The sequence below is a fragment of the Actinomycetospora chiangmaiensis DSM 45062 genome, assembly GCF_000379625.1.
Taxonomy (GTDB): Bacteria; Actinomycetota; Actinomycetes; order Mycobacteriales; family Pseudonocardiaceae; genus Actinomycetospora; species Actinomycetospora chiangmaiensis.
In genome coordinates this window covers 22,222-38,360 of the sequence record NZ_KB903244.1, presented here as the reverse complement: position 1 = coordinate 38,360, position 16,139 = coordinate 22,222, and the positions used below count along the sequence as shown (strand labels likewise).

Below are 16,139 nucleotides of genomic sequence, written 5' to 3'. Positions count from 1 at the left end.
CCACGATGTGCATGCCACGATGTGATCGCGTTCGATGGTGATCGGCATCACGCGGCGAGACAACGGGTCGAACGGCGGGGATCCGGGGACGGAGGGAATGGTGGTCGTGCGCTATCCGGTATTGCGCATTCCCGCCGAGATGCCGTTGACCGTGAGCAGCAGGGCCCGCTGGAGGTCGGGGTCGGGCTCGCTGACGGTCCGGCGCTCGGCCAGGGCGTGCACCTGCAGGTGGTGCAGGGGCTCCAGGTAGCTCTCGCGGACCTCGAGCGTCTGGCGCAGCAGCGGGTTGTTCGCGAGCAGGGCGTCGCCGGGGGACAGGGCGAGGACCTCGCGCAGCGTCAGCGCGTGCTCGGCCTTGATGATCTCGAAGACGTTCTGGAGCTCCGGGTCGACCAGCTCGGCGACGTAGAACCCGGCGATGCGCATGTCGGTCTTCGCCAGGGTCATCTCGACGTTGGAGAGCAGGTTCGCGAAGAACGCCCAGTCCTTCATCTCCTCGATGACGTCGTCGTAACCCGCCTCGCGGGCCGCCTTCAGCCCCGAGCCCAGCCCGAACCAACCCGGCACGATCATGCGGGTCTGCGTCCAGCCGAACACCCACGGGATGGCCCGGAGGTCGTCGAGCGAGGCGTCGCCGCCGGCGCCGGGCCGCTTGCCGGGACGCGACCCGACGTTGAGCATCGAGAGCTCGTCCACCGGGGTCGCCTGGGTGAAGAAGTTGGGCAGCCCCTCGTGGCCGACGAGCCCGGAGTAGGCCTCCTGCGCGGCGTCGCTGATGACGTCCATCGCCTCGTCCCAGCGCTTGAGCTGGTCGGCGGGCACCCGGCTCGTCTGGTGCAGCAGCGTCGCCTCGAGCACCGCCGAGAGCATGATCTCCAGGTTGTCCTCGGCGAGGCTCGGCAGCGAGTACTTGTCCGAGATGACCTCGCCCTGCTCGGTCACCTTCATCACCGCGTCGACGACGCCGTGGGGCTGCGCCGCGATCCCCTCGGCCGCCGGGCCGCCGCCGCGTCCGACCGACCCGCCCCGGCCGTGGAAGAGCCGCAGCCGCACGCCGTGCTTCGCCGCGACGTCGCGCAGCTGGCGCTGCGCGGTGTGGATGGACCACTGGCTCGTCGTGATCCCGGCGCCCTTGTTGGAGTCCGAGTAGCCCAGCATCATCTCCTGGACGTCGCCGCGGGCCGCGACGATCGCGCGGTACGACGGGTCGGATAGCATCCCGTCGAGGAGATCGCCGGAGATCTTCAGCTCGGTCGCCGTCTCGAACAGCGGCACGATGTCGATCGACGAGCGCGCCCCGTCGACGGTCAACTCGATCAGGCCGGCCTCGCGCGCGAGGACCGCCACGGCGAGGACGTCGTCCACGTTTTGGGCCATGGACATGATGTAGGTGTGCAGGGCCTCCTCGCCGTAGGTCTCCTGCACCTCGCGGATGGTGTCGAAGACCTCCAGGGTTTCGCGGAAGCTGTCGTCGCCGATGGCCTGCCAGTTGCGCCGCGGGGTCAGCGCCCGCCGCCCGGCCAGCTCGGCGGACAGCACCTCGATCCGGTGGGCGTGGTCGAGCTCGCCGTAGGGCGTCTCCAGCTCCCCGAGCCGGTCGAACAGCGCCGCGAGCGCGGTGTGGTGGAACTTGGTGTGCTCGCGGACGTCCATCGACGCGAGGTGCAGGCCGACCGCGTTCGCGGTGCGCATGACGTCGCGCAGCGTCCCGTCGGCAATCCGGTCGCCCTGGTGGGAGCGCAGCGAGCGGTCCATCACCTCGAGGTCGTGCAGGTACTCCGTCGAGCCCAGGTAGTCGCGGCCGGGGACGTGCGGGGTGCCGGCGGCGTAGCGGGCGCGGGTGTTCTCGAGCCGGGCGTACACGTAGGAGCACTTGAGCCGGTAGGGCTCCTCGGCGTTGAGCCGCACGAACCGGTCGTAGATCTCCGGCAGGTGGCGCCGGTCCTTGGCGAGGCTGCGGCGCAGGTCCTCGCTGACACCCACCAGCCGGGTCGACATCGAGAGCTCCTGCACCAGCTCCTCGATCAGGCCGAGCTGGATGCGCACGCCGCGGTCGGCGTAGACGGTCATGACGTCGGTGGTGAGCTCCGCGGTCACGTTGGGGTTGCCGTCGCGGTCACCGCCCACCCAGCAGCCGAGCACGAGCGGCCGGGCGCCCTCCGGCAGGTGCAGCCCGACGCGGTCGAGCTCCTCGTCGAGCACGGTGAGCACCTCGGGGACGGCGTGACGGCCGAGCTGCTCGAGGTAGTAGGCGACCGAGCGGGCCTCGTCGAGCACCGTGGGGCGCTCCGGGCGGATCTCGTCGGTCTGCCACATGAGGTCGACGAGGCGCGCGAGCTTGGTCTCCGCGACGTCCTCGGGCAGCCCGTCGCCGAGGATGCCCGCGATCGCCCGCAGCTTGCCCAGCACCGACTGGCGCTGCGCCTCGGTGGGGTGCGCGGTGAAGGTGGGCTTGAGCTGCAGGCGGGACAGCGCGGTCGCGACCTCGTCCGGGTCGGCCTCGGTGACCAGCCGCTCCGCGAGCAGGTGGATCGGGCCCTCCCCGCCCTCGTGCACCGCGCGCCGCTCCGAGGCCCGGTGGGTCTGCTCGGCGACGTTGGCCAGGTGGAAGTACGTGGCGAACGCGCGGGCGAGCACGGCCGCCGTCCCGGGGTCGAGCGAGGCGAGCAGGTCGCGGATCTCGGTGTCGCCCCGCTCGGGCACCTCGCGGACGAGGTGGCGCACCTTCTCGACGAGGTCGAGCATGTCCTCGCCGTTCTGCCGCGCCAGGGTCTTCCCCAGCAGGGTGGACAGCCGGCGGATGTCGGTGCGCAGCGCGGAGTGCTCGGACTCGGAGGAGACGCTGGACTCGTTCGAGACGGTGTCGGAACGGCGGCCGGTGCTCATCTGCGACGTGTCTCCTCGCGCGTGGGGTCAGCGGACGCCCACGCCAGCGGGGGACGTCGGCCATCGTTCCCCGGAAGACGGTTCCCGTACACCTGCGCGGGGGAATCTCGGGTCACGTGAGCACCACTGCCGGCAACACGAAGGCCTACGCCGACTCCAGCGGCTCGTTCAAGCGCCGCGGGCCCCGGTTCACCGACCGGATCGTCGCGGACCCGTCGGGCGAGGGGGAGTGGCCCGCGGAACCGGGGCGCTACCGCCTCGTCGTCTCCCTCGCCTGCCCGTGGGCGCACCGCTCGGTCATCGTGCGCCGCCTCATGGGCCTCGAGGACGCGATCTCGCTCGCCGTCACCGACCCGCTGCAGGACGACCGGTCCTGGCGGTTCTCGCTCGACGAGGGCGGCGTCGACCCCGTCCTCGGCTACACCCACCTCGAGCAGGCCTACCTCGCCCGCGACCCGGAGGACGGCACCGAGAACGGCGTCTCCGTCCCGGCGATCGTCGACGTCCCGTCGGGGCATCTCGTCACGAACGACTACCCCCAGATCACGATCGACCTCGGGCAGCAGTGGCGCGCCCACCAGCGCGCCGGGGCCCCGGACCTCTACCCCGAGGACCTGCGCGCCGAGATCGACGAGGTCAACGAGGGCGTCTTCCACGACGTCAACAACGGCGTCTACAAGGCCGGGTTCGCGACGCGGCAGACCCGCTACGAGGAGGCCTACAACGCCCTCTTCGCCCGGCTCGACGAGCTCGACGAGCGGCTGGAGAACCAGCGCTACCTCGTGGGCGACCACATCACCGAGGCCGACATCCGGCTCTTCACCACGCTCGCCCGCTTCGACGCGGTGTACCAGTCGCACTTCAAGTGCAACCGGCAGAAGCTCGCCGAGTTCGGCGCGCTGTGGGCCTACGCCCGCGACCTCTACCAGACCCCCGGGTTCGGCGACACGGTCGACTTCGACCACATCAAGCGCCACTACTACATGGTCCAGACGACGATCAACCCGACGCAGATCGTCCCGCTCGGCCCGGAGCCGTCGGCCTGGTTGACGCCCCACCACCGCGAGGAGCTCGGCGGCTCACCGTTCGGCCCGGAGGGCACCGCCCCGGAGCCGCTGGAGCACCCGCTGCGGCCGCTGGCGCCGATCGACATGTGAGGCCGCCGTCGCCCGGGGTAGCCCGAGGTCGTGAGCGCACCGAAGAACGTGGCCGAGCACGTCCTCGACCGCCTGGCGGCCTGGGGCGTGCACCGCTTCTACGGCTACCCGGGGGACGGCATCGGCGGGATCTTCACCGCCCTGCCGGGCCGGGAGGACGCGGAGTTCGTGCAGGTCCGGCACGAGGAGACGGCCGCCTTCGCCGCCTGTGCGGACGTCAAGTACGGCGGCTCGCCCATCGGCTGCTGCGTCGTGACCAGCGGCCCGGGCGCCATCCACGCCCTCAACGGCCTGTACGACGCCAAGCTCGACCACCAGCCCGTCGTCGCCCTCCTCGGGCACACCGCACAGACCGCGCAGGCCGGCGGCTACTACCAGGAGGTCGACCTCGGCACGCTGTTCGCCGACGTCGGGGGCTACGTCGCCGAGGTGAAGGACCCCTCGCAGGTGCGGCACATCGTCGACCGGGCCTGCCGCTCCGCGCTCGCCGACCGCACCGTCTCCGTCGTGATCCTGCCCAGCGACGTGCTGGAGGAGAAGGCCGTGCCGGAGCCGCCGGACGCGCACGGCTACTACCAGACCTCCGCCGTCCCGTCGTCCGACCCGGGCGCCCCGGCACCGGCGGCTCTCGAGGCCGCGGCCGCGGTGCTGAACGCGGGGGAGAAGGTGGCGGTCCTCGCGGGGGCGGGTGCGCTCGGGGCGTCGACCGAACTGACGGAGGTCGCGAACCGGCTGGGCGCGGGCCTGACCACCGCCCTGCTCGGCAAGGGCGTCATCGACGAGCGCTCGCCCTGGAACTGCGGCGCGATCGGCCTGCTCGGCACCACGGCCTCGTGGCACCTCATGCGCGAGTGCGACACCCTGCTCATCGTCGGCTCGACGATGCCCTACACCGAGTACTACCCGGCCCCCGGCCAGGCCCGGGCGGTGCAGATCGACGTCGACGGGTCCCGCTGCGGCATCCGGTACCACACCGACGTCAACCTCACCGGCGACGCCGCGACGACCCTGCAGGCCCTGCTCCCGCTCCTGCAGGACAAGACCGACCCCACCTGGCGGGCGCACGTCGAGCGGTGGACCGCCTCCTGGCGCGAGTACTCCGAGCAGCGCGCGCACCAGCACACCTCGGCGCTCAACCCCGAGCTCGTGGTCCGCGGCCTCGACGAGCGCCTGCCCGACGACGCCCTCGTCGCCGTCGACTGCGGCACCGCCACGTCCTGGTACGCCCGCGACCTGTCGCTGAAGCCGAGCCAGCGCGGCTCGCTGTCCGGCACGCTCCTGTCCATGGGCGGCGCCCTGCCGTACGCGATCGCGGCGAAGACCGCGCACCCGGACCGACCCGTCGTCGGGCTGGTGGGCGACGGCGCCATGCAGATGAACGGGGTCAACGAGCTCATCACCGTGGCCCGCTACTGGCGGACCTGGGCCGACCCGCGGATGGTTTTCCTCGTCCTCTCCAACGACGACCTCTCCTACGTCTCGTGGGAGACGCGCGGGATGCTCGGCGAGGCACCGGACCCGCAGTCGCAGTCCCTGCCCCCGATCCCGTACGCGGAGTGGGCGAAGCTCCTCGGGCTGGGCGGGGTCACCCTCACCGAGCGCGCCGACATCGGGGCCGCCTGGGACGCCGCGCTGGCCGCCGACCGGCCGTTCGTCATCGACGCCAAGGTCGACAAGGACATCCCGCTGGTGCCGCCGCACGTGACCCTCTCGCAGGCGTTCAACACGGCCCGCTCGCAGGTCTCCGGGGACCCCGACATGCTCTCGATCATCGCCAACGGCGTGCGGGAGACGGTGGGCGCCAAGGCCCGCTCGCTGCTGGGCCTCGCGCCGAAGGACTGAGCCGCGACCCCTACGGTGGGGGCATGGCAGTCACCGTGGAGAACGCCGACGACCTCACCCGTGCCCCGGGTGCGTCGGTCACCCCCGACACCCTCCCGAGCGACCTGGACATCACCGACCTCGTCGTCGGCGGCGGCGCCGAGGCGAGCCACCGCGACACCGTGCAGGTGCAGTACGAGGGCCGCCTCGTGTCGAACTCCTCGGAGTTCGACTCGTCGTGGAGCCGCGGCGGGGCGCCCGTCGAGTTCCCGCTCGGGCAGGTCATCGACGGGTTCAAGCTGGGCATCTCGGGCATGCGCGAGGGCGGCCGCCGCATCCTCGTCGTGCCCCCGCACCAGGGCTACGGCCCGCAGGGCGCCGGCGGCGTCATCCCGCCGAACGCCCACCTGGTGTTCGTCGTGGACCTCGTCAAGGTCAACTAGACGGACCCGGGCCGGCCCGCTCCCGACGTCGGGAACGGGCCGGGCCGGGCGGTCAGGCCGTCGCCGCGGCGGCGAGCCCGGCCAGCACGCCGTCGATCACCCCCGCGACCGTGTCGAGGTCGTCCTTCCCGTACGCCGCCATGATCGGGCCGAAGCGGTCGTAGGACACGTGGGTGACGCCCTCGGCGTCCTCGTGGACGAGCATCTGCGTCGGGAGGTGCAGCCCGACCTCGGGACCGCCCGCCGCGAGCAGCTTGCGCGCGGTGAGCGGGTTGCCGAGCACGAAGAGCTTGGCGCGCATCGGCGTCCCCGCGAGGGTGGCCACGCGCCCCCAGTCGAGGAACCCGACCTCGATGAGGTTGCTGCGCCCCGCGAATCCCGCGCACTCGGCGCTGAACTCCTCCCACGTCGCGCTGCCGGCCAGTCGGTCCATCAGACGGTCGGTGGACGCGGTGCCGAGCTCCGCCCGGAGGTCGGCGACGACCTCGTCGAACGGCTTCGTGGACGTGACGTCGACGTGCTCGCCCCGGTACCCGGTGTTCCCGGGCGTGGTGGTCGCGGTCATGGCCGGCCTCCGTCGGTCGGCGGGGTGCGCCGGGATCGGGTCGTCACGGGCGGGCGGCCAGGGCCGTCTCGGCCATCACCTGATAGCCCTTGTCGTTCGGGTGCAGGTTGCCCGCACTCGCGAGGTCGGGGCGCAGCGAGTTCGGGTTGGCCGGGTCGAGCAGCGCCTTGTCGAAGTCGATGACCGGCGCGTACCGGCTCTCGCGGATCCACGCGTTGACCGCGAGTCGCTTGGCCACGACGTCGGGCAGCGAATAGGTCTCGAACAATCCGCGTGCCGGCCAAGTCAGGTCCCCGCTCGGGGTGATGGTGGTCGCGAACACGACGATTCCCCGACTGCGGGCCATGTCGATGAACTGCTTCATCCCGTCGATGACCTGCTGGGCGGAGATGCGCTCCGGGTGACGTCCCGGGGCCCCGATGAACGGCGGGTTCGCGAGGTCGTTGATGCCCACCTGCAGGATGATCGCCCGCACGCGCGGGAGGTTCACGACGTTGAGGCCGAACGAGTTCAGCGAGCTCGGGCCGATGTTGTCGAACAGGAGCCGTTGGCCGGCCACGCCCTGGTTGATCACCGAGATGTTCCGGCCCGCCAGACCCTGCGCGAGGTAGTCCGGGTAGCGGTGGTTCGCGTTGATCGTCGACATGCGTCGTCGACGGGGTCGCGGACTTCGGACTCGCGGCCGTCGGTGAGGTCCTCGGGACGGCGAACGCGCTGCGGGCGGACATCCCCTCGCCCCCGCCGCCCTGGAAGATCACGATCCTCGGGTCGTCCCCCTCGGTGCGGACCGGAGCGGGCCACGTCGTCAGCGCCGCCGTCGCGGACCCCGACACCTACCGGCCCGACCTGCTCGTGGTGCCCGCCACGAACGTCAAGGAGGCCGAGGGACTGATCGCCACGGTGACCTCGCCGAGCCACGCCCCGGCCCTCGAGCTGATCCGGGCGACCGGCGAGCGCGGCGTCCCCCTCGCCGCCGCCTGCACCGGCACATTCTTCCTCGCCGAGGCCGGCGTCCTCGACGGCCGGACGGCCACCACGAGCTGGTGGCTCGGTCCGCTCTTCCGCCGGCGCTACCCGCGGGTGCGCCTCGACGACAGCTGCATGCTGTGCCGGTCCGGCCCGGTCACGACGGCCGGGGCGGCCATCGCGCACGTCAACCTCGTCCTGTCCCTCGTGCACGCGGCGAGTCCCGTCCTCGCCGAGCGGGTGTCGCGCTACCTGTTGATCGGCGAGGGCGGGAACAGGCCGAGTTCGCGATCCCGTCGGTCGTGGCCCGGGCCGACCCCGTGGTCGCCCGGTTCGAGCAGTGGGTCCGGTCCCACCTCGACGACCACGGTGGTGTCCCCGTCGCGGCCCGGGCGCTCGGGGTCTCCGAGCGCACCCTGCAGCGGGCCACCGCGTCGGCGCTGGGGGTCTCGCCGCTGGACTTCATCACCGCGATCCGGGTGGAGCACGCCGCGCACCTGCTCCGCACGACGGACCTCAGCACCGAGGCCGTCGCCGAGCGGGTCGGTTACGCCAACGCGAGCACACTCCGCAGCGTCGTCCGCCGCCACCGAGGCGTGACGGTGCGCGAACTGCGGGCCGGGCCCTCGGTGGCGTGACCGCGGCGTCACGCGTCGCCGCCCGGACACGGGAGCCCCGGGTTACCTCTAGGGTGGCGCGGCGGTACCGGTTGGTACCGCCGCGTACCCCGAGGAGGTCGATCGTGCCCGAGAAGGCGCCGGACGTGGTGGTCAGCGAGATCGTGGACGCCCCGCCGGAGAAGGTGTGGGAGCTCGTCGGCGACCCCGCCCGCATCGGGGAGATCTCGCCCGAGTGCTACCGGACCCGCTGGCTCGGCGGCGCCACCGGCCCTCGGCCGGGCGCGCGCTTCATCGGCTGGAACCGCAAGGGCCTCCTGCGCTGGCCGACGACGAGCACCGTCGCCGAGTACGACCCCGCCCGCCACATCAGCTGGGACGTCGACGTCGCCGGCCAGTCGGTCGCGCGCTGGAGCTTCACCCTGGAGCCCGAGGGCACCGGCACGAAGGTCACGCAGCGCTGGATCGACAAGCGCACCGCGATCGCCGCGCTCGTCGGCCGGGGCCGCACCTCGGACAGCCCGTCGCACAACCGCGAGGGCATGACCCGCACGCTCGCGACGGTGAAGGCGCGCGTCGAGGGGTGATCGTCGGGAAGGTCCGGGCTCGCCTCACGGTCACGGTCGCGTTCCAGGCCGAGACCGTGTGGCGCCGGGCCCGGCCGCCGCGCGCCCGGGAGTCCTCGAAGGACGTCGTCGGGGTCGCCCGTTAGCGTGGAGCCGTGCGAGTGGCGACCTGGAACGTGAACTCCGCGAAGGCCCGCGAGCCGCGCCTGCTGGGCTGGCTCGACGAGCGCGCGCCCGACGTCGTGTGCCTACAGGAGACCAAGCTCTCCGACGAGGCGTTCGACGAGACCTTCGGCGCCGCCCTGGCCGAACGCGGCTACGAGGTCGCCCACCACGGCGAGGGCCGCTGGAACGGGGTGGCGCTGCTGTCGCGCATCGGTCTCGACGACGTGGTCAACGGGCTCCCGGGTGCGCCCGGCTACCCGCACCAGGAGGCCCGCGCGGTCACCGCGACCTGCGGGGACATGCGCGTGACCAGCGTGTACGTGCCCAACGGCCGCACCGTGGACGACCCGCACTACGCCTACAAGCTCGAGTGGCTCGGCGTGCTGCGCGACATGGTGGAGGCCGGCGAGCCCGACCGCACGATCGTCGCCGGCGACTTCAACATCGCGCCGGCCGACCTCGACGTCTACTCCGTCGAGGTCTTCGCCGAGTCCACCCACGTCACCCCGCCCGAACGCGAGGCGCTCGCCGCGATCGAGAAGGCCGGGCTGCACGACGTGATCCGCGACCGCTGGGTCGACGTCCCCGCCTTCACCTACTGGGACTACCGCGGCGGCGCCTTCCACCAGGACCGCGGCATGCGGATCGACCTCGTCCTCGCGGGCGCCCCGATCGCGGAGCGTCGGCAGGCCGCCTGGGTCGACCGGCAGGCCCGCAAGGGCACCGGCCCGTCCGACCACGCCCCGGTGATCGTCGACCTCGACACCGCGCCCGACGGCGACATCGGCCCCGTCGTCCCGCCGCCCTCGCTCGGCGCGAAGAAGGGTGCGCCGCGGCGGAAGAAGGCCTGAGTCGCGCCGGCGGTCCGCTGGTCGGGCCGGAGGCGGAACCGTGGTGGATCATCCGAGTCGCGGTGACTCGGATGATCGGGTGCGCTTCGCGTCGGCGGTCGGCTGGTCGGGCCGGAGGCGGAACCGTGGTGGATCATCCGAGTCGCGGTGACCCGGATGGTCGGGAACGCTTCGCGCCGGGGGTCGATTGGTCGAGCCGACGGGCGGCGAGGTGGTGCCTGCTCGAGCTCGGTGTGCAGCGACAGCGGGTGCGGACGCACGACGTTCACCGTTCCGCCCCCCGCGTGGCGAGCTGCGCGCGATGCTCGACGTCGTGACCGACGACCACACCGAGCGGAAGGCTGCGGTCGAGGCCGCGACGGAGGAGCTGACGGCCCTCGTCGTCGACCATCTCGTTCCGGTCGTGCACCGCTTCCGCATCGCGACCGCGCGGCGGCTGGAGCTCGGCCTGCCCGAACTGCTGTGCCTCGACCTGCTGCGCCACCTCGGGCCGCTGCCGAGCGGCACCATCGGCGAGCGCGTCGGCCTCACGCGGAGCACGGTGTCGAAGATGCTCCGTCGGCTGGAGGACGGTGGGCACGTCCGGCGGGAGGCCAGTGCCGGGCACCGCCAGGGCGTCGAGGTGTGGCTCGTGCCGCACGAGGAGCGGGACCGGATCGTGGCGTCGTTCCGGACCGCCGTCCGCGACCTCGTGCGCGCGACGGTGACCACCTACGGGCTGTACCGCCCCGACCGGCGTGCCCGCGCGGCCGGTCAGCTCCTCCATCTCGTTCACGCGCTGCACCTCGTGGCGAGCAGCGAGGCGGACCGGGCGTGGTGGCGGGCGGCAATCGTGCGTCGACGGCGCGCCCGCCGAGCGAAGGGGCTCCCGTGAGCGGTCCTCAGACCGCCTCGAACGGCCCCACGTGCGTCACGTGGACGACGGCCGAGCCGACCTCGTCGGAGGCGTCGAGGTCGACCGTGGCGGTGATGCCCCAGTCGTGGTCGCCCTCCGGGTCGTCGAAGACTTGGCGGACCTCCCAGGTACGGCCCCGGTCGACCACGCGGAACAGCGCGGGGCCGCGGGCCTCGGGGCCGGCGCCGAGCGTGGGGTACTCGTCGAAGTAGTCGAGCATCGCCTCGGACCACGTCTCGACCGACGGGCCCTCGTCGCCCGACAGCTCGGCGAGATCGCCGGGCACCCGGCGCGCGAACAGCTCGACGCGGCGGAACATCTCGTTACGCACGAGCACCCGGAACGCCCGCTCGTTGCGGGTGACCGGCGGCGGACCCTGGTCGATCGGCGCGGCGTCGGTGCCGGCCGCGTCGAGCTCGGTCGGGTTCGACAGCGTCTCCCACTCGTCGAGCAGCGAGGAGTCGGTCTGGCGGACCAGCTCGCCCAGCCACGCGATGAGGTCGTCGAGGTCGTCGGTGCCGGCCGACTCGGGGATCGTCTGGCGCAGCGCCCGGTAGGCGTCGGTGAGGTAGCGCAGGACGAGGCCCTCGGAGCGGGCGATCTTGTAGTGCGAGACGAACTCGACGAACGTCATCGCGCGCTCGTAGAGATCGCGGACGACGGCCTTGGGGGACAGCTCCGCGTCGCCCACCCACGGGTGGCCCTTGCGGTAGGTCTCGAAGGCGGGCTCCAGCAGCTCGGCGAGCGGCTTCGGCCAGGTGATCTCCTCGAGGCGCTCCATGCGCTCCTCGTACTCGAGCCCCTCGGCCTTCATCGCGCCCACGGCCTCGCCCCGGGCGGCGTTCTCCTGGGCGCGCAGGATCTGCTTCGGGTCGTCGAGCGTCGACTCGACGACGCTCACGAGGTCGAGCGAGTAGGTGGGGGACTCGTCGTCGAGCAGCTCGAACGCGGCCAGCGCGAACGGGGACAGCGGCTGGTTGAGGGCGAAGTCGACCTGGAGGTCGTCGACGAGGCGGACCGTGCGACCGGCCTCGTCGGGAACCTTCAGCACCTCGATGACGTCGGCCTCGATGAGCCCGCGGAAGAGCTGGATCGCTCGCAGGATCAGCTTGCGCTGGGTGGGGCGGTCGGCGTGGTTGTCCTCCAGCAGATGGCGCATCGCCGGGAAGTACGGCCCGGGGCGCTGGGCGACCTGCAGCAGCATCGCCGTCGTCACGCGCATCTGGCTCGTGAGCTGCTCGGGCTGGGCCTCGACCAGCTTCTCCATCGTGCGCTCGGACCACGACACGAATCCGTCGGGCGCCTTCACCCGCACGACGCGCCGCTGCTTCTTCACGTCGTCGCCGGCCTTCGCGAGCCGCTTGGCGTTCTCCACCTCGTGCTCGGGGGCCTGCACGACGACGAAGCCGGCCGTGTCGTAGCCCGCCCGCCCGGCGCGGCCCGCGACCTGGTGGAACTCGCGGGCGCGCAGGTGGCGCACCCGCTGGCCGTCGAACTTGGTGAGCGCGGTGAACAGCACGGTGCGGATCGGGATGTTGATCCCGACGCCGAGGGTGTCCGTCCCGCAGATGAGCTTGAGCAGCCCGGCCTGGGCGAGCGTCTCCACGAGCCGGCGGTACTTCGGCAGCATCCCGGCGTGGTGCACGCCGATACCGTGGCGGACGAGCCGGGACAGGGTGCGCCCGAACCCGGCGGTGAAGCGGAAGGAGCCGATGAGCTCGGCGATCTGCTCCTTCTCGGCCTTCGTCGAGACGTTCAGGCTCATGAGCGCCTGCGCCTGCTCGATCGCCGCGGCCTGCGTGGTGTGCACGATGTAGACCGGGGCCTGCTTCCCGGTGATCAGCTCGGAGATCGTCTCGTGCAGCGGGGTGGTCGACCAGCGGAACGAGAGCGGCACCGGGCGCTCGGTGTTCGTGACGACGGCGGTCTCCCGCCCCGTCCGCCGTGTCAGGTCCTCCTGGAAGAAGGACACGTCGCCGAGGGTCGCGCTCATCAGCAGGAACTGGCACTGCGGCAGCTCGACGAGCGGGACCTGCCACGCCCACCCGCGGTCGGGGTCGGCGTAGAAGTGGAACTCGTCCATGACGACCTGGCCGATGTCGGCCGCGGCGCCCTCGCGCAGCGCCCAGTTGGCCAGCACCTCGGCGGTGCAGCAGATGACCGGCGCCTCCGGGTTCACGGCGGCGTCGCCGGTGAGCATCCCGACGTTGGCGTAGCCGAGCTGGGCGCCCAGGGAGAAGAACTTCTCGCTGACCAGGGCCTTGATCGGCGCGGTGTAGACGGTGCGCTCGCCGCGTGACATCGCCGCCACGTGGGCGCCGAGGGCGATGAGCGACTTCCCCGAACCGGTCGGCGTCGAGACGATGACGTTGGCGCCCGTGACGAGCTCGATGAGCGCCTCGGCCTGGGCCGGGTACAGCTCCAGACCGCGTTCGGCCGCCCAGGCCGAGAAGCCCTCGAACAGGTCGTCGGGGTCGGCACCGGGGGCGGGAAGCAGGGACGGAGCGCTCATCGCCCTCCATTGTCCCCGTTCCCGGCCGGTCCCCGCCCGGGTGGTGCCGGCAACCACTGCACTGTCCGGAGGATGACGGGCGACCGCGTGACCGAGTGGGTACACGCGGCCATGACCTTGACGTCGTCCTCGAAGTCCACCCCGAAGGCTCCGTGGCTCCCGCGCGTGCTCGGCGCCGCGACCGCCGCCTACAGCGTCGCGATCATCGCGAAGCCCGAGCTGTTCGCCCGCCCGACCAAGCTGGCTCCCGACGGCGGGTCGCTCTCGCGCGGCACGGCGATCGGCATCCGTGCTCTGGGCGGCCGCGACCTCGCCTCGGGACTCGCGATGGCGTTCGCGCCGGAGGGGCAGCCGCTCCGCACGGCGACGGCGGTGCGGGTGGGCTCGGACGTCGTCGACCTGGTGCTGCTCGGTGCGAGCCTGCCCGACCGGGAGGCGCGCACGAAGGCGATCGCGGTCGCGGGCGTCTGGGGCGCGCTGTGTGCGCTGGGGTGGTGGCTCGCCTGAGCCGGACGCGCTGTGGGGGCGGTGCGGGTTACGCCGACTCGGCGTCGGCGGGCTGCGGCACGGGCTCCACGCGCAGGTGGTAGACACCGGCACCGTCGGTGAGCGGATGGAGGTCGTAGTGGTGCACGACCTTCGGACCGTCGTGGAGGTGGGTGTGGGTCACCGTCGGCAGCGGGGCGCCGTGGCGTGCCTCGCGGACCTCCACCCGGCCGTCGAGCGGACCACCGAGGTAGAGCAGGACGGCATCCGTGTCGTCGTCGTCGGACATGGTCTGCCTCCTCGCGAGGTCGCGGTTCCGCCACAGGGTAGGTGGGTGCGGAGTCCGGCGCTGCCTCCGTCCGGGGCAACCTATGACGGCGGGTGACGATGCCGTGACCGAGCGCGAACTCGATGACCAGGTCACGAGCTGGACCACCCCCGGAACGGCCCCGTTGGTGCCGGAGGTGACCCTCCTGCTCGCCGACGACATCCACCGCACCTGGTCCGAGACCGACGAGGCGGCCCCGCCGTTCTGGGCCTTCGCCTGGGCCGGCGGGCAGGCGCTCGCACGCTGCGTGCTCGACCGGCCCGACCTCGTCGTCGGGAAGAAGGTCCTGGATCTCGCGAGCGGGTCGGGCATCGTCGGGATCGCCGCGCTGCGGGCGGGGGCGACGTCGGTGGTCGCCTCGGACCACGACGCCCGCGCTCGCGTGGCGACCGCGCGGAACGCGGCGCTCAACGGGGTCACCGTGGACGTCGTCGGGGATCTCATGGCGGGCGAGGGCCCCGAGCTCGACGTCGACGTGATCCTCGCCGGCGACGTGTTCTACGAGCAGCCGATGGCGCGGCTCATGCTGGAGTTCCTCGACGAGGCGACGGGTGTGGGGATCGAGGTCTACGTCGGCGACCCGGGGCGGGAGTACCTGCCCCGGCGTCGGGTGGAGGCGCTCGCCACCTACGACGTGCCGGACACGACGGACCTGGAGGGCCGGTCGGTCACGCCCACGACGGTGCACCGCCTCGTCTGACGGGTAAGCAGGCCGACGTGGCTGATCTCTTCTCCCCGTTCACGCTCAAGGGCGTGACGCTGCGGAACCGCATCGGGATGTCGCCGATGACGATGCACGCCTGCGAGGACCGCAGCGGGCGCATGAACGACTACCACGTCATGTACCTCGGGGCCCGCGCCGCGGGCGGCTTCGGGCTGATCTTCCCGGAGCAGGTCGCGATCGTCCCCGAGGGCCGCACGACGGTGGACTGCGCGGGCATCTGGGACGACGGCCAGATCGAGGGGCACGCCCGGGTCACGGGGATCATCCGGCGGCAGGGCGGGGTCGCGGGGATCCAGCTCGGACACACCGGCCGCAAGGGCAGCGAGGTGGCCAAGCACGACGAGATCGACGGCCTGCGCGGAGGTTCCCAGCTCCCGCCGGACCACGATCGCGGCTGGCAGGTCAGCGGCCCGTCCGCGGTGTCCTATGACGACGGGACGCACGACAACCCGGTCCACGCGCTCACCGTTGAGGAGATCCACGGTCTGCACCGCTCCTACGCCGACGCGGCTCGCCGGGCCGCCGACGCCGGGTACGAGTGGCTGCACATGCACTTCGCCCACGGCTACCTCGCGGGCGAGTTCTTCTCCCCGCTCGCCAACCGCCGCGACGACGAGTACGGCGGCTCGCTGGAGAACCGCGCGCGGTTCCTGCTCGAGGCGCTGGACGCGGTGCGGGAGGTGTGGCCCGAGCGCCTGCCGTTGACGATGCGGCTGGGCTCGGACGACTTCCACCCCGAGGGCGTGCAGTTCGACGAGTCGGTCCAGGCCGTGGCGTGGATGGCCGAGCACGGGCTCGACATGGCGGACATGAGCATGGGTTTCAACACCGCGAAGCCGCCGATCCGGCCGCCGTTCGACCGCGCGGGCTTCATGGCCGAGCGGGCCGCGCGGGTGCGCAAGGAGGTCGGGATCCCGACGATGGCCAGCTGGAACCTGGGCCGCCCGCAGGACGCGGATGCGGCGATCCGCGACGAGTGGGTCGACCTCGTGCTCCTCGGCAACCCGGCGTTGGCCAACCCGCACTGGCCGGTCTGGGCCGCCCGCGAGCTCGGGCACGAGCGGCCGTTCTCACTGCTGCCCGACGACTGGCGGTGGTGGTTGGAGAACTTCCGCGGGCCGGCCGAGAGCATCGGCCTGCCGCCCGTCGCGTCGTAG

Annotated in this window: 16 protein-coding genes and 1 pseudogene; 12 read left to right on the top strand and 5 right to left on the bottom strand. The window is 72.4% G+C overall.

The features are described from left to right. Positions 1-111: 111 nt before the first annotated feature. On the bottom strand, positions 112-2,886 hold the full coding sequence (ppc, locus tag A3CO_RS0121945; RefSeq protein WP_018334401.1) for a phosphoenolpyruvate carboxylase: 2,775 nt from the start codon (positions 2,884-2,886) through the stop codon (positions 112-114). A gap of 116 nt (positions 2,887-3,002) precedes the next feature. On the opposite strand from ppc, the gene A3CO_RS0121940 reads away from it, so the two are divergent. The 3 genes from A3CO_RS0121940 to A3CO_RS33750 are packed head-to-tail and all read left to right on the top strand — an operon-like array spanning position 3,003 to position 6,307. Beyond that, complete coding sequence (locus A3CO_RS0121940; protein ID WP_018334400.1) at positions 3,003-4,043, top strand: glutathione S-transferase family protein; 1,041 nt, start codon at positions 3,003-3,005, stop codon at positions 4,041-4,043. Positions 4,044-4,073: 30 nt separating this feature from the next. After that, the gene (locus A3CO_RS0121935) at positions 4,074-5,885 is read left to right on the top strand and encodes a thiamine pyrophosphate-requiring protein (protein ID WP_018334399.1); all 1,812 of its coding nucleotides are present in this window, start codon (positions 4,074-4,076) and stop codon (positions 5,883-5,885) included. A 23-nt stretch (positions 5,886-5,908) separates the two neighbouring features. Further along, positions 5,909-6,307, top strand: coding sequence for an FKBP-type peptidyl-prolyl cis-trans isomerase (locus tag A3CO_RS33750; RefSeq protein WP_018334398.1), 399 nt, complete (start codon positions 5,909-5,911; stop codon positions 6,305-6,307). A gap of 52 nt (positions 6,308-6,359) precedes the next feature. Here the strand turns inward: A3CO_RS33750 and A3CO_RS0121925 are convergent, their stop codons facing one another. Both A3CO_RS0121925 and A3CO_RS33745 read right to left on the bottom strand, forming a co-directional pair. Further along, positions 6,360-6,872, bottom strand: a complete 513-nt coding sequence (locus tag A3CO_RS0121925) for a DUF302 domain-containing protein (protein WP_018334397.1) — start codon at positions 6,870-6,872, stop codon at positions 6,360-6,362. A gap of 43 nt (positions 6,873-6,915) precedes the next feature. Further along, complete coding sequence (locus A3CO_RS33745) at positions 6,916-7,518, bottom strand: GDSL-type esterase/lipase family protein (protein ID WP_018334396.1); 603 nt, start codon at positions 7,516-7,518, stop codon at positions 6,916-6,918. A gap of 134 nt (positions 7,519-7,652) precedes the next feature. On the opposite strand from A3CO_RS33745, the pseudogene A3CO_RS40465 reads away from it, so the two are divergent. The 6 genes and pseudogenes from A3CO_RS40465 to A3CO_RS33735 all read left to right on the top strand — a co-directional run. Further along, positions 7,653-8,030, top strand: a pseudogene (locus A3CO_RS40465) (DJ-1/PfpI family protein); the annotation flags it as partial. Between the two features lie 110 nt (positions 8,031-8,140). Next, the gene (locus A3CO_RS39140; protein ID WP_018334394.1) at positions 8,141-8,476 is read left to right on the top strand and encodes a helix-turn-helix domain-containing protein; all 336 of its coding nucleotides are present in this window, start codon (positions 8,141-8,143) and stop codon (positions 8,474-8,476) included. A 104-nt stretch (positions 8,477-8,580) separates the two neighbouring features. Further along, positions 8,581-9,042: an SRPBCC family protein gene (locus A3CO_RS0121905; RefSeq protein WP_018334393.1), complete on the top strand. Its 462-nt coding sequence runs from the start codon at positions 8,581-8,583 to the stop codon at positions 9,040-9,042. Beyond that, positions 9,039-9,167 (top strand): hypothetical protein, encoded by a 129-nt coding sequence (locus tag A3CO_RS40130; protein ID WP_018334392.1) that lies wholly within the window; start codon positions 9,039-9,041, stop codon positions 9,165-9,167. The genes A3CO_RS0121905 and A3CO_RS40130 overlap by 4 nt, the downstream gene beginning before the upstream one ends. Before the next feature lie 9 nt (positions 9,168-9,176). Then, positions 9,177-10,037 (top strand): exodeoxyribonuclease III, encoded by an 861-nt coding sequence (locus tag A3CO_RS0121895; protein WP_033414837.1) that lies wholly within the window; start codon positions 9,177-9,179, stop codon positions 10,035-10,037. Positions 10,038-10,338: 301 nt separating this feature from the next. Next, positions 10,339-10,911 carry a MarR family transcriptional regulator gene (locus A3CO_RS33735; RefSeq protein ID WP_018334390.1) on the top strand — a complete coding sequence of 191 codons (573 nt, stop codon included), beginning with the start codon at positions 10,339-10,341 and terminating at the stop codon, positions 10,909-10,911. A gap of 7 nt (positions 10,912-10,918) precedes the next feature. On the opposite strand, the gene A3CO_RS0121885 is transcribed toward A3CO_RS33735, so the two are convergent. Further along, entirely contained in the window at positions 10,919-13,444 is a 2,526-nt protein-coding gene (locus tag A3CO_RS0121885; protein WP_018334389.1) for a DEAD/DEAH box helicase, read from the bottom strand. Positions 13,445-13,516: 72 nt separating this feature from the next. Here A3CO_RS0121885 and A3CO_RS0121880 point away from each other — a divergent pair, with 72 nt between their 5' ends. Further along, complete coding sequence (locus A3CO_RS0121880) at positions 13,517-13,951, top strand: hypothetical protein (RefSeq protein WP_018334388.1); 435 nt, start codon at positions 13,517-13,519, stop codon at positions 13,949-13,951. A gap of 28 nt (positions 13,952-13,979) precedes the next feature. Here the strand turns inward: A3CO_RS0121880 and A3CO_RS33730 are convergent, their stop codons facing one another. Then, on the bottom strand, positions 13,980-14,219 hold the full coding sequence (locus tag A3CO_RS33730) for a hypothetical protein (protein WP_018334387.1): 240 nt from the start codon (positions 14,217-14,219) through the stop codon (positions 13,980-13,982). Between the two features lie 103 nt (positions 14,220-14,322). Here A3CO_RS33730 and A3CO_RS0121870 point away from each other — a divergent pair, with 103 nt between their 5' ends. Further along, on the top strand, positions 14,323-14,958 hold the full coding sequence (locus tag A3CO_RS0121870) for a class I SAM-dependent methyltransferase (RefSeq protein WP_018334386.1): 636 nt from the start codon (positions 14,323-14,325) through the stop codon (positions 14,956-14,958). 17 nt (positions 14,959-14,975) lie between these two features. Then, positions 14,976-16,139 (top strand): oxidoreductase, encoded by a 1,164-nt coding sequence (locus A3CO_RS0121865; protein WP_018334385.1) that lies wholly within the window; start codon positions 14,976-14,978, stop codon positions 16,137-16,139.

Coding starts and splice junctions, on each gene's coding strand:
- A3CO_RS0121925 (WP_018334397.1), bottom strand. CDS start 6,872: ATGACCGCGACCACCACGCCCGGGAACACCGGGTACCGGGGCGAGCAC.
- A3CO_RS0121880 (WP_018334388.1), top strand. CDS start 13,517: ATGACGGGCGACCGCGTGACCGAGTGGGTACACGCGGCCATGACCTTG.
- ppc (WP_018334401.1), bottom strand. CDS start 2,886: ATGAGCACCGGCCGCCGTTCCGACACCGTCTCGAACGAGTCCAGCGTC.
- A3CO_RS0121885 (WP_018334389.1), bottom strand. CDS start 13,444: ATGAGCGCTCCGTCCCTGCTTCCCGCCCCCGGTGCCGACCCCGACGAC.
- A3CO_RS33745 (WP_018334396.1), bottom strand. CDS start 7,518: ATGTCGACGATCAACGCGAACCACCGCTACCCGGACTACCTCGCGCAG.
- A3CO_RS33750 (WP_018334398.1), top strand. CDS start 5,909: ATGGCAGTCACCGTGGAGAACGCCGACGACCTCACCCGTGCCCCGGGT.
- A3CO_RS33730 (WP_018334387.1), bottom strand. CDS start 14,219: ATGTCCGACGACGACGACACGGATGCCGTCCTGCTCTACCTCGGTGGT.
- A3CO_RS33735 (WP_018334390.1), top strand. CDS start 10,339: ATGCTCGACGTCGTGACCGACGACCACACCGAGCGGAAGGCTGCGGTC.